The organism is Arthrobacter sp. 49Tsu3.1M3 (assembly GCF_900168135.1).
Taxonomy (GTDB): domain Bacteria; phylum Actinomycetota; class Actinomycetes; order Actinomycetales; family Micrococcaceae; genus Arthrobacter.
Map to the genome: position 1 here is coordinate 21,023 of NZ_FUZD01000028.1, position 11,351 is coordinate 32,373.

Annotated in this window: 13 protein-coding genes; 7 read left to right on the forward strand and 6 right to left on the reverse strand. The window is 67.5% G+C overall.

Features of this window, described 5'->3' with window-relative positions; all coding sequences use genetic code 11:
- The first annotated feature begins 65 nt into the window (after positions 1-65).
- Together B5X90_RS19635 and B5X90_RS19640 are read left to right on the forward strand one after the other, a co-directional pair.
- Positions 66-821: a DUF72 domain-containing protein gene (locus B5X90_RS19635; RefSeq protein WP_079555587.1), complete on the forward strand. Its 756-nt coding sequence runs from the start codon at positions 66-68 to the stop codon at positions 819-821.
- Between the two features lie 73 nt (positions 822-894).
- On the forward strand, positions 895-1,962 hold the full coding sequence (locus tag B5X90_RS19640; protein WP_079555588.1) for an App1 family protein: 1,068 nt from the start codon (positions 895-897) through the stop codon (positions 1,960-1,962).
- On the opposite strand, the gene B5X90_RS19645 is transcribed toward B5X90_RS19640, so the two are convergent.
- Positions 1,959-3,521 carry a GH1 family beta-glucosidase gene (locus B5X90_RS19645; RefSeq protein ID WP_256860351.1) on the reverse strand — a complete coding sequence of 521 codons (1,563 nt, stop codon included), beginning with the start codon at positions 3,519-3,521 and terminating at the stop codon, positions 1,959-1,961. The two genes, B5X90_RS19640 and B5X90_RS19645, sit on opposite strands and share 4 nt — an antisense overlap.
- 123 nt (positions 3,522-3,644) lie before the next feature.
- Here B5X90_RS19645 and B5X90_RS19650 point away from each other — a divergent pair, with 123 nt between their 5' ends.
- On the forward strand, positions 3,645-4,193 hold the full coding sequence (locus B5X90_RS19650; RefSeq protein ID WP_079555589.1) for a TspO/MBR family protein: 549 nt from the start codon (positions 3,645-3,647) through the stop codon (positions 4,191-4,193).
- A gap of 27 nt (positions 4,194-4,220) precedes the next feature.
- On the opposite strand, the gene B5X90_RS19655 is transcribed toward B5X90_RS19650, so the two are convergent.
- From B5X90_RS19655 to B5X90_RS19665, 3 genes are all read right to left on the reverse strand, one after another.
- Complete coding sequence (locus B5X90_RS19655) at positions 4,221-4,610, reverse strand: hypothetical protein (protein WP_079555590.1); 390 nt, start codon at positions 4,608-4,610, stop codon at positions 4,221-4,223.
- A gap of 106 nt (positions 4,611-4,716) precedes the next feature.
- Positions 4,717-5,082 carry a J domain-containing protein gene (locus B5X90_RS19660; protein WP_079555591.1) on the reverse strand — a complete coding sequence of 122 codons (366 nt, stop codon included), beginning with the start codon at positions 5,080-5,082 and terminating at the stop codon, positions 4,717-4,719.
- A gap of 66 nt (positions 5,083-5,148) precedes the next feature.
- Positions 5,149-5,574 carry an Hsp20/alpha crystallin family protein gene (locus B5X90_RS19665; RefSeq protein ID WP_079555598.1) on the reverse strand — a complete coding sequence of 142 codons (426 nt, stop codon included), beginning with the start codon at positions 5,572-5,574 and terminating at the stop codon, positions 5,149-5,151.
- Between the two features lie 139 nt (positions 5,575-5,713).
- On the opposite strand from B5X90_RS19665, the gene B5X90_RS19670 reads away from it, so the two are divergent.
- Entirely contained in the window at positions 5,714-6,001 is a 288-nt protein-coding gene (locus tag B5X90_RS19670; RefSeq protein WP_079555592.1) for a MerR family transcriptional regulator, read from the forward strand.
- A 6-nt stretch (positions 6,002-6,007) separates the two neighbouring features.
- Here B5X90_RS19670 and B5X90_RS19675 read toward each other — a convergent pair whose 3' ends face one another.
- Entirely contained in the window at positions 6,008-6,790 is a 783-nt protein-coding gene (locus B5X90_RS19675) for a phosphatase PAP2 family protein (RefSeq protein ID WP_079555593.1), read from the reverse strand.
- A gap of 243 nt (positions 6,791-7,033) precedes the next feature.
- On the opposite strand from B5X90_RS19675, the gene B5X90_RS19680 reads away from it, so the two are divergent.
- The 3 genes from B5X90_RS19680 (at position 7,034) to B5X90_RS19695 (ending at position 10,246) form a co-directional block, all read left to right on the forward strand.
- Positions 7,034-8,683, forward strand: coding sequence for a purine-cytosine permease family protein (locus B5X90_RS19680; RefSeq protein WP_256860352.1), 1,650 nt, complete (start codon positions 7,034-7,036; stop codon positions 8,681-8,683).
- Positions 8,680-9,834, forward strand: a complete 1,155-nt coding sequence (locus B5X90_RS21440; RefSeq protein WP_256860353.1) for a cyclase family protein — start codon at positions 8,680-8,682, stop codon at positions 9,832-9,834. The genes B5X90_RS19680 and B5X90_RS21440 overlap by 4 nt, the downstream gene beginning before the upstream one ends.
- Before the next feature lie 202 nt (positions 9,835-10,036).
- Positions 10,037-10,246 (forward strand): hypothetical protein, encoded by a 210-nt coding sequence (locus B5X90_RS19695; protein WP_079555594.1) that lies wholly within the window; start codon positions 10,037-10,039, stop codon positions 10,244-10,246.
- 122 nt (positions 10,247-10,368) lie between these two features.
- Here B5X90_RS19695 and B5X90_RS19700 read toward each other — a convergent pair.
- On the reverse strand, positions 10,369-11,351 hold a 983-nt coding region (locus B5X90_RS19700), incomplete at its 5' end, for a D-galactonate dehydratase family protein (RefSeq protein ID WP_079555324.1).

Here is an 11,351-nt window from a genome sequence, read left to right on the forward strand (position 1 = left end):
CCGGGTCGGTGCGCCGCGTAGGCCGGAAGAACGTGGACTCATCGTCGGGCGGAAGGGGAAGTGTCATGGCAGGGCACGAGGCCGCTGTGCGGATCGGCACGTCCGGCTGGAGCTATGACCACTGGGACGGGGTCCTCTATCCGCCGGGCCTGCCGGCCCGGGACAGGCTGGCGCATTACGCAGCCCGCTTCGACACCGTGGAATTGAATGCCAGCTTCTACCGCTGGCCGAAAGAGGGCTCGTTCGCCAGCTGGCGCCGCCGCCTGCCCGACGGTTTCGCTTTGTCCGTCAAGGCGCCCCGCGGCCTGACGCACGCCAAGAAGCTGTACGCCCCCGAGGTCTGGGCGGACCGGATCACCCGGTGCTGGCACGAACTCGGCGACAAGCGGGCCGTGCTGCTCGTCCAGCTGCCCCCGGGCCTGGCACGCGACGACGCCCGGCTGGACTACTTCCTGGCGGCTCTGCCCGGCTGGATCCGCGTCTGCGTGGAGTTCCGCCACCCAAGCTGGGACGACGACGCCGTGTACGCCCTGCTGGAACGTCACGGCGCGGCCTACTGCATCATGAGCGGCGCCGGGCTCCCGTGCGTCCTGCGCGCCACCGCGCCGTTCGTCTATATCCGGCTGCACGGTCCGGACCACGACGTCCTGTACGGCGGATCCTACTCCGATGACGACCTGCGCTGGTGGGCTGACCGGATCCGCGAGTGGCAGGCCGGCGGCAAAGACGTCTACGCGTATTTCAACAACGACGGCGGCGGCAATGCCGTCCGCAACGCCGCCACACTGCGCGGGCTGCTGGGTGAGCCGCCACACTGGTAATCCGGCGTGGCGGGGCCGGGTCCGGGGACCGCGCCGGCACCGCCGGAGCCCGGCACTGTGGGAGAGTGGAGGCATGGAATTGGCCTCACAACCAGCGCAGCAGCTGCCCGTGTCCGGCAACAGGGCCTTCCGGCTCGCCCACTGGGTGTCGGACACCGTCAACGGGATCCGGCTCAAGACGGCCCGGCGCTGGAAGTTCAGCCCGCAGACAGTCGCCTATCAGGGCTACGGCTCGACCGAATGGGTCAGGGTACTGGGCCGCGTGGTCCTCACCAGCCGGCCGGTGCCCGGAAGCAAGGCGGAGCGGCTGGCCCTGAACGGCAACCAGAACTTCCGCGGCTGGCGGGCGTTCACGAGCGTCCCGGTCCAGTTCACCGAGGTGGAGATCCAGATCGGCGGCGTCACCACCCGCGTGCATGCGGACCGCGGCGGCCTGGTGGACACCCTGGTTCACGTGGCATTGACCCCGGGCTGGCACACGGCCGTGCTGCGCGCCGAGGGAACGGAACCGGTCGAGGCCAGGATTTTCGTGATCGCTCCGGACACCAGGCTCGGCATCGTCTCGGACATTGACGACACCATCATGGTCACCGCCCTCCCCCGGCCCTTCCTGGCACTGTGGAACACCTTCGTCCTGAACGAACGGGCCCGGATGGCGACACCCGGCATGGCCGTCCTGCTGGATCGGCTCAAGGTGGAGCACCCCGAGGCGCCGGTGATATACCTGTCCACCGGGCCGTGGAACGCAGCTCCCACCCTGGCCCGTTTCATCGCCCGGAACCTCTATCCCTCGGGCGCGCTGCTGCTCACGGACTGGGGACTGACGCACGACCGCTGGTTCCGCAGCGGCCAGGAACACAAGCGGCGCAACCTTGAGCTGCTGGCCCAGGAGTTCCCGAACATGCGCTGGCTGCTGTTCGGCGACAACGGCCAGCACGATGAAGAGATTTACTCCGGCTTCGCGCAGAAGCACCCGGACCAGGTGGCCGCGATCGGCATCCGGCAGCTCTCGGCCAGCGAGGCCGTCTTCGCCGGCGGCCACTCCGACACCGGAGACCACTCGGAGTCCTCCGTCCCGTGGTTCTATTCGCCCGACGGCGCCGGGCTCGCCAAGGGCCTGCAGGACCTGGATCTGCTCTAGGTTGACCCGGCCTTAGGGGCGTCAGCCCGCTGGGTGCGGCTCTCCGACGTCGGCGGGTTCGTCCTGCCCGCGGCGCCGCCGGGCTGCGCGGCACTGCCGGGCTCTCCGGCGGACGCCGCGCTTCGGGCCGCAATGACCTCCTGGAGCCAGTAGTAGGAGGCCTTCGGCGTGCGGACCTGGGTATCGAAATCGACGTGCACCAGACCGAACGGCTGCTTGTAGCCGGCGGACCACTCGAAGTTGTCCATGAAGGACCACACATAGTAGCCCCGAAGGTCGATGGCCTCGGCGGCGCCGCCGGGACGTGTCGCTTCCAGGGCCGTGCCGATGTGGTCTGCGAGGTAGCGAAGGCGCCGTTCGTCCGGGATTATCCGGCGGTCCGCCCCGACAGGCTGGACCACGACGTCCTCGAAACTGGCGCCGCCCTCGGTGATGAAGACCGGGGGCAGATCCGGGTAGCGGTCGGCCATCTCGGCCAGGGCGACGGACATGTATTCGGGCTTGACCGGCCAGCCGTAGGCCGTGGTCTCGGTGTCCGGGAAGGGCGCTATGTGGAAGGGCGCACCGGGTGTCCCGCTGAGGTCGTCCCCCATGGCTTCGGCCATGCCGGGCGGCACGGCCCCCTCACCCGGACCGGCCCCAACAAGGGTGGGCATGTAATAGTTCAGGCCATAGAAATCCAGGGGCTGGGAAATCAGCTCCATGTCTTCGCTGGACGGGCTGAAGGACGAGGAAAAAAAGGTGGCGGCCCGGATGACATCCGGATATTTACCGAGCAGCACCGGATCGGCGTAGAGCCGGTTTTGCGCCACATCCATGAGTCCGGCACTGACCTTGTCCAGCGGGTTCGCGGTGGCCGGGACCATCGGTGAGTAAACGTTGGTGATGCCGATGTCGCCCGGTACCTTGGCGGCACGCAGCGCCTGGAGCGCCAGGCCGTGGCCCAGCAGTTGGTGGTGCACGCTGGGGAGGGCATTGAGCATGAGGGCCTCCCCGGGCGCGTGCATGCCCAGGGCATAGCCGTTGGTGGTGACTGTGGCGGGCTCGTTGACGGTCACCCAGCGCCTCACGCGGTCCCCGAAGGCAGCCGCGGCGATGGCGGCGAAGTCCCCCAGCCGGTAGGCCGTGTCCCGGTTCATCCAGCCGCCGGCCTCATCCAGGGGCAATGGGGTGTCCCAGTGGTAGAGGGTGGCCATGGGGGATATGCCGTTGGCGAGCAACAGGTCGATCAGCCGGTCGTAGAAGTCCAGCCCGGCAGGGTTCGCGGGTCCGCTCCCGCCAGGCTGGATCCGGGACCAGGACAGCGAAAACCGGTACGAGTCGATCCCCAGCTCCTTCATCAGAGCCACGTCCTCGGGCATCCGGTGGTAGTGGTCGCAGGAAACGGCCGGGCTCTGGTCCTCCACGATCGAACCCGGCTTCGCGGCGAAGACATCCCATCCGGAAGGGCCGCGGCCGTCTTCATCGAGTGCACCCTCGATCTGGAAGGCGGAGGTCGCCACCCCCAGGGTGAAGCCGGGCGGAAGAAGGGAAGCCAGATCCTTGGCGGAAGCGTTCATCGACGGGGACCTCTATGTAGTTTCGGTGGTTGGTTGACTGATCTTAGGCTCCCCCGGGAGTGAGCGCCACGAACCTCGCCGTTTGACGGACGCGATGCCAACGGCCACTGTTGATCGGTGCACGTGAAAATTGAACAAGGCGTCAAGCGCCGGCCGCCGTCGGCGCCGCCCGGCCCCGGTCGGCAGGCGGCAGCCCTCCTTTGCTTCCTGGCGGTCTCCCATGGGGTGTCCTTCGTGGCGTCGCTGGTCATTATCGGCAACGCCGGCGGCTGGTACGCGGCGGCTGAGAAGGCTCCGTGGACTCCGCCGGGCTGGGCCTTCGGAGCGGTCTGGACGGTGCTCTACACGACCATGGCAGTGGCGGCGTGGCTGGTCTGGCGCCGGGGAACAGGGCTTCGCTCCGGGCGCGGCCGGGGGGACATGACCGTCTACGCCATCCTGCTGCTCGTCAACCTCGCCTGGGCGCCCCTGTTCTTCGGCATGTACCCCATGGCCGGCGCGGCGGCCCTCTGGCTGGCCCTGCTGCTTATCGCCGTCCATGCAGTGGCCGCCGCCGTCACGGTGGTCCGGTTCGGCCTGATCAGCCGGGCGGCGGGCCTGCTCATGCTGCCGTACCTTTCCTGGGTCGTGTTCTCGCTGAGCCTGAACGCCTATGCCGCCGCCAGCAACTGATCGCCGGCATCAACCGGTCGCTGCCGTTCAGAACACCGAGGTCTCCGGCCCGAACAGGAAGACCTTGGCGTGCTCCACGGCCTTGCGGAAGGCATCGTTCCGCAGCGTCAGGAGCTGCCCAGCCTCGTCCACCGAGGGTTCCAGATACTCCGTGAAGCCGGGCCTCAGCACCCAAATGTCACCCGCGGGCGGCAGGTAGAACACGCCGAAGGATCGGTGCTGGCTGTCTTCATCTGTCCAGACCGGGACCACCGCCAGCGCCGCACCCGTGTCGATGTTGATCCATTGCGCACGGGGCAACGGGGCCTCATGCGCCTCCGGGTCCAGGAACGGAGCCGTTCCCTCGCCCCAGCGCGCTTCGAAGCGCTCGTGGAACACCGGCATAAGGTGCGAATCGTAACGGCGCCATGCGCTCATGGCTGGACTCCTCCTCAGTGGATGTAACAGCTGGGCGGTACTGCTGGCTGGAACTGCTGGGCGGCCTCGTGTCCGGCTCAGCGGCCGGGCAAGGGGCGTTTCCCCGTCAGGGCCCGGGTTCCCAGCGGACGGGGAGCACGCGCACAAGGGGATCCCGACGCCGGATGATGCGCACCGGGATGTCGCGGCTGCCTTGGCCGTCATGGTCGTTCCGGTAATGGAGGGTGTCGTCCCCGACGGCGGGACGCCAACCCCCGGCGTCGTACTCCGCCCGGCTCCTGGCGTCCCGCAGCACGGCGAAAGCGTGCAGAATGGCGCCGACATCGGCAGGGTCGCGGTCCAGATGGCCGACGTCGGGATGATGCCGGCGCATCAGCGCCCGGAACGCGCGGCCAATCTCCTGCCGGCCCGCCTGCGGCGAGACGTGCAATAGCGCATAGTAGCCTCGGGGGTCAGGGTTCCTGCCGGGCATGATCGGCCTCCGTTTGCACGCAGCCGGAGCCGGAGCAACGCTTCGGGCGCCGCGCCGGCTCGGGGGCTACTTCCCGATCTCCTGCATCGTGTCCTGCGAACGGGTGACTTCAATCTTCCGCGGCTTGGCCGCCTCCGCCACCGGGATGCGGAGCGTCAGGACGCCGTCTGCGTAGTTCGCCTTGACGTTCTCCGTGTCCAGGGTGTCGCCCAGGATCAGCTGGCGGCTGAACACCCCACGGGGGCGCTCCGAGACCGTCAGTTCCACGTCGGGCCGCACCGGGTCCCGCCGTTCCGCCCGGACCGTCAGGACATTGCGCTCAATGTCGAGCCCGATCGAGTCGACATTGACCCCCGGAAGATCGAACGCGACAACGAATACGCCGTCTTCCTCCCACGCGTCCATGGGCATGGGCGCTGGGCGTGCCACCGTCCCGAACACCTGCTGCGCGAGCCGGTCGAAGTCACGGAACGGGTCCGTCCGAATCAACATCATTTCCCACTCCTTCAGCGAGAGTTGATCTGCATTCCTTCCACAACCCGCCACAGCTTTTCTGTGGTAGGGGGTATAGATTTTTTATAGCACCGGTGAAACACTGATGCAAGGGAATTGCCGGAACGGGAGGAAGACCATGGCGGAGCGAGGCACGGCTTCAGGCCTGTACGCCATCTCGGTGGTAGCCCAGCTGGTGGGCACGGGGCAGCAGAATATCCGGCTTTACGAGCGCCGGGGGCTCCTTGCACCGGGCCGCACTGCGGGTGGCACCCGGCAATACAGCGACGCAGACCTTGTGGTGCTGCGGCGGATCGGCCAACTCCTGGCAGAGGGGCTCAACCTGGCCGGCGTGGCTAAGGTGATCGAACTCGAGGCAGCCAACGCACGGCTGCGGGCCGAACTCAAGCGGGCCCGCAGCCGCTGATGGTGCTCAGTCCTGGCTGGTGTCGGCGGTGGACAGTGTCCCGGTGACCTGTTCGCCCGGAATCCGCGCCGTCCGCCAGGTGTCCAGCGCAATGACGCCGCCCAGGATCACGAGCGAGATCGAGAAGGCGCCCAGGGCATCGGTCATCCAGTGGTAGCCGAGGTAGAGGCGGCTGACGGCGGCGAAGAAGATGCCGATGCCCGCCACGATGAAGGCGATGACAGCGGACATGGGGTTCTTCCGGCGCGAAAAGACCAGGTACGTGGTGACCAGCAGGAAGTCGCACGCGCCGAGGACATGGCCGGACGGAAACGAGAACGTGGAGTCGGCGCCGAAGAGCATGAGGTCGATCGGGGGCCGGTGGCGCTCGACGATGTGGCCGATGACCTGCGCCAGAATGACGCCGGTCAGCATGGCGCCGGCCAGGAGCATCGGCCGCCAGGCATGCTTGGCGAGCAGGCCCCAGGCCACCGTCACGATCAGGACGATGATTGGCAGGCCGATGGGGCCGAAGATAACCGCAAGGATGATCATGATGATGGTGGTGGGCTCCGCGCGCAGGGTCAGGAGCCAGGTCCGCACGGGCTCATCCGCCGCCGAGATGCCGCCGTGCTGCAGGACTCCGGCGAGGATTACCGCGAACAGCACGGCGCCCGCGATCATCAGGACGACGGCGGTCCGGTAGAGATTCCGGCGCGCCGTCACGCTCATGAAGCGCTCCTCCACGACGAACTTTTCGTGGAAGGTCTGCCACCGTCCCTGGGGTTTGCCTGTCTGAGCCTGTGCCATGTCGCTGTGCCGCCTTTGCGCCGTGTAGTGGATGGTCCCCGTTGAAGATTATCCCTGTTATTTACCCCGCGGCAGGCACGTGGGCCGCCCGGTCCTCCCGCGGGAGGGCGCCGGGCCGGCGGCCGCTTGCGTAACCCGCGGGCCGGACAGGGCAGCGCCTTGCTGTGAGCCGTTTCACAGTGTAGCCTCCAACACAACTTGTGATGCTTATAAAGCAACTCTTAAGAATCAATGATGAGCTGGATGGAGAACAACATGGTCGAGGAACAGCCTGCCGGCGCCCGAGCAGGGCGGAACCGCGGCAAGGTCACCGACGTGGAGACCTATGGCATTGAGCGGATCCCCGAAAAGGACCGCAATGCCAGCGCCTTTGACTTGTTCAGGGTTTCATTCGGCGGAGCCAACACCTTTGCCACCGCCTTCCTTGGCGCATTTCCGATCCTGTTCGGCCTGTCATTCTGGCAGGGGCTCGCCGCGACGGTGACGGGCCTGGTTGTCGGCGCCCTCCTGTTGGCGCCCATGGCCGTCTTCGGCCCCACGAACGGAACCAACAACGCGGTATCCTCCTCCGCCCACCTGGGCGTGCACGGCCGGGTGGTCGGATCATTCCTGTCACTGCTGACCGCGCTGGCATTTTTCTCCATCTCGGTCTGGAGCTCCGGCGATGCTCTGGTCGGCGGGCTGAACCGGCTGGTTGGGCTGCCGCAGGACATGGGCTCGTTCGCCGTCGCCTACGGCCTCTTCGGCGGGCTCGTTCTGGTGGTCTGCGTCTACGGGTTCAAGTTCATGCTGCTCGTGAACAAGATTGCCGTCACCGCGGCCACCCTGCTGTTCGTTGTCGGCTTCATCGCCTTCGCGGGCGACCTCAACCTGAACTTCGAGGGTGCCTTCGGAACCGGATTCGACGGCCTCGGCGTCGCAGGGTTCGTCCCGGCGTTCATCGGCGCGGCCCTGATCGTCATGTCCAACCCCATCTCCTTCGGCGCGTTCCTGGGCGACTGGGCGCGCTACATCCCCACCGCCACCCCGAAGCGCAAAGTCATGGGCGCGGCGCTGCTGGCCCAGCTGGCCACCCTTATTCCGTTCGTCTTTGGCCTGGCCACGGCGTCCATCATCGCCACCAAGGCGCCGGAATTCATGGACCCGGCGGCGCCGAACTACGTCGGCGGCCTGCTGGCGGTCTCCCCGGCCTGGTACTTCATCCCGCTCTGCGCCATCGCCCTGATCGGCGGCATGTCCACCGGGGCGTCCTCGCTGTACGGGACCGGTCTGGACTTCAGCAGCGTCTTCCCGAGGTTCAACCGGGTCCAGGCCACCCTGTTCATCGGGGTCCTGGCGATCGCCTTCATCTTCGCCGGCCGCTTCGCCTTCAACCTCGTCCAGAGCATTTCCACGTTCGCCACCCTGATCGTGACCTGCACCGCGCCGTGGATGGTGGTGATGATCATCGGTTTCATCACCCGCCGCGGCTGGTACGACGCTGATGCCCTCCAGGTGTTCAACCGCCGCCAAACCGGCGGACGGTACTGGTTCAACCACGGTTGGAACCTGCGCGGCATGACGGCCTGGCTGGTCAGCGCCGCCGCCGGGCTGAGCATGGTGAACATGCCCGGCCAGTTCCAGGGACCCCTGGGCAACCTGGCCGGCGGCGTGGACATCAGCCTGCCGGCATCGCTGGGGCTCGCAGCCGTCCTCTACCTCGGGCTGCTGTGGATCTTCCCGGAGCCGCGCGGAGTGTTCCCGGCCGCCGGGCCGCGCTGGATCCCCTCGAAGGACACCCCGGTGCCGCCGGTCGTCGATGCGGCGGGAAACACCGTCGCTGCCGCAACACCGGAGGCAGCCGCGCCGGGCGTGAACGGCGACCTCGACACGGAACTGGTGGGCCAGCGGTGACGTGGTTCGATCTCAGCGTGCCGCTGCGCACCGGAATGCCTGTCTATCCCGGCGACCCGGAGGTCCGGATCGCATCGGCACTGACCGTGGAGGCCGACGGCGCCAACGTGCTCTCGCTCGGACTCGGCTCCCATTCGGGCACCCACGCCGACGCACCCCTGCATGTGGGCGACGGCTGGGCCGCTTTGGACGAATTGCCACTGTCCCTTTTCGGCGGCGTCGCCGAAATCGTGGATGTCCGGGACGTGGCCCGCGGTGGCGCCATCACCGCCGCGCACTTGGCGGGGATCGCCCCGGCTGGCTCCGCCGGGAATCCTGGGGAGCCTGGAAATCCGGGCAGTCCAGAGAAGATCCTCCTGCTGCATACCGGCTGCGCCGCGGCATGGGGAATGGAGGAGTACTTCAAGCACCCATGGCTGGAGGCTGCGGCGGCGCAACTGATCGTGGACCGCGGCTACCGCGCCGTAGGCCTGGATGCCCTCAGCGTGGATCCCAGCTACCCCGGCGCCCCGGACGGCAACCAGCACGGCGACCCGGCCGGCGGCGGCTTTCCCGCCCACGCCATCCTGGCCGGAAACGGCTGCATCATCGTGGAAAACCTCACCGGGCTGGAGCAGGTCCAGCGGGCCACAGACGCAGGATCCGACGTCGAGCTCTTCCTGTTTCCCCTCAATATCCCCGGGGCCGACGGCGCCCCGATCCGGGCCGTGGCCCGGCCGCTGCCGGCTGCGGCGCTGGAGCCTGCTGCGGCCCGCGCCCTCAGCCGCGAAGAGGTCCAGGAGGCAGCCGACCGCCTGGTCGCAGCCTTCGCCGCCACGGACACCGAGGCCTACTTTGCGGCCTTCAGCCCGGAAGCGACCTTCATCTTCCATCCGGAAGCCCAGCGCCTTGGGTCCCGCTCCGCCTACCGCACCCTTTGGGACAGCTGGCTCGCAGGTGGTTGGCGTGTGCTCGAATGCCGGAGCAGCGAGCAGGATATCCAGCTCCTCGGGGCTACCGCAGTGTTTTCACACCGCGTGGCCACGACGGTCCAGGTTGACGGGGGCGGTGCCCGCGACACGAGCGATGAACGGGAGACCATCATCTTCTCCCGCACCCCCGACGGCGGCATTGCTTGCGTCCACGAGCACCTCTCGGCCTGCCCGCAGTGATGCCGCGTGATCAGACTCACCGGGACCACCCGGGCCCGGATGGATCTGCAGGTCAGTCGCCCGGGCCGCAATGTGCGGGCATTTGGCGTCCGCACGGGCCACACGCAGACGCGGCGTGGTGATTTGACGGGCCAATAAATATGACGTTACTGTTCCTGAATCCATTGGGCCCGACTAGAAGTACTCCAAGAAAGACAGAGCGATGACCACCATTACCGAGTCCATTGAGATCCAGGTCGACAACCGGCGCGTGCTGGACGACCGACTCAACGACGCCGTCCGCGGGCTGCAGCAGCTCGCCATGACAACCGGGACGCACGGCATTTTGCTCACGCGGCACAAGCCGGGCCACTACACCGCGGCCCTCTCCGACCAGGTCCCCTTCGGCATGACCCGGGAACAGGTTCACTAAGCAACCAGCAAACCGGACGCTGAGAGCGGGACTCAAAAGAGCCAGGTCCCGGGCGGCAGAGCATCGACTCGCCGCCCGGGACCTTTTTGGTGCTTCAGGGACTGTCACCCGTCGACGCCGGGTTACCAGTCATGGACGGTGCCGTCGACGAGGCGGTTGTAGGGCAGGTAGGCCTGCTGGTAGGGGTACGCGGCGGCGGCTTCTTCGTTGAATTCGACGCCGATGCCGGGTTTGTCGCCGGGGTGCAGGTAGCCGTCGGTGAAGGTCATGGATTGTTCGAAGACCTCGTTGGTTTTGTCCGAGTGCTGCATGTATTCCTGGATGCCGTAGTTGTGGATCGCCAGGCCCACGTGCAGCTGCGCGGCGAACCCGACCGGGGAGATGTCGGTGGGGCCGTGGAAGCCGGACTTGATCTGGTACTGCGCGGCGTAGTCCATGACCTTCTTCAGCGGGCTGATCCCGCCGAAGTGGGTGGACGCGGCCCGGACGTAGTCGATCAGCTGTTCCTTGATCAGGGCCTGGTAGTCGTAGACGGTGTTGAAGATTTCCCCGATCGCCAGCGGGGTGGTGGTGTGCGCCCGGACCAGGCGGAGGGCTTCCTGGTTTTCGGCCGGGGTGCAGTCCTCGAGCCAGAACAGGTCGTAGGGTTCCAGCGCCTTGCCCAGCTTCGCGGCCTGGATCGGGGTCATCCGGTGGTGCCCGTCATGCAGCAGCGGGATGTCCGGGCCGAACTCGTTGCGCACGGCCTCGAACACGGTCGGCAGGTGGCGGAGGTAGGCGCGGGTGTCCCAGTCCTCTTCCTGCGGGAACGCCCCGCGCCCGGCCGGTTCGTAGTCATAGCGTTCCCCGGAGGCCTGGGCCTGGGCCGCGACGCCGTAGACGGCCTTGATCCCGGGCACCGCGGTCTGGATCCGGATCGACTTGTAGCCGAGCTCGAGGTGTTCGCGGACCGAGTCGAAGAGCGAGGGCAGGTCCGCGCCGGAGGCGTGGCCGTAGGCGCGCAGCCCGTTCCGGGACGCCCCGCCCAGGAGCTGGTAGACCGGCATCCCGGCGAGCTTGCCCTTGATGTCCCACAGCGCCATGTCCACCGCGGCGATCGCGGCCA

Coding starts and splice junctions, on each gene's coding strand:
- B5X90_RS19640 (WP_079555588.1), top strand. CDS start 895: ATGGAATTGGCCTCACAACCAGCGCAGCAGCTGCCCGTGTCCGGCAAC.
- B5X90_RS19655 (WP_079555590.1), bottom strand. CDS start 4,610: ATGAGCGCATGGCGCCGTTACGATTCGCACCTTATGCCGGTGTTCCAC.
- B5X90_RS19635 (WP_079555587.1), top strand. CDS start 66: ATGGCAGGGCACGAGGCCGCTGTGCGGATCGGCACGTCCGGCTGGAGC.
- B5X90_RS19645 (WP_256860351.1), bottom strand. CDS start 3,521: ATGAACGCTTCCGCCAAGGATCTGGCTTCCCTTCTTCCGCCCGGCTTC.
- B5X90_RS19665 (WP_079555598.1), bottom strand. CDS start 5,574: ATGTTGATTCGGACGGACCCGTTCCGTGACTTCGACCGGCTCGCGCAG.
- B5X90_RS19695 (WP_079555594.1), top strand. CDS start 10,037: ATGACCACCATTACCGAGTCCATTGAGATCCAGGTCGACAACCGGCGC.
- B5X90_RS19680 (WP_256860352.1), top strand. CDS start 7,034: ATGGAGAACAACATGGTCGAGGAACAGCCTGCCGGCGCCCGAGCAGGG.
- B5X90_RS19670 (WP_079555592.1), top strand. CDS start 5,714: ATGGCGGAGCGAGGCACGGCTTCAGGCCTGTACGCCATCTCGGTGGTA.
- B5X90_RS19675 (WP_079555593.1), bottom strand. CDS start 6,790: ATGGCACAGGCTCAGACAGGCAAACCCCAGGGACGGTGGCAGACCTTC.
- B5X90_RS19660 (WP_079555591.1), bottom strand. CDS start 5,082: ATGCCCGGCAGGAACCCTGACCCCCGAGGCTACTATGCGCTATTGCAC.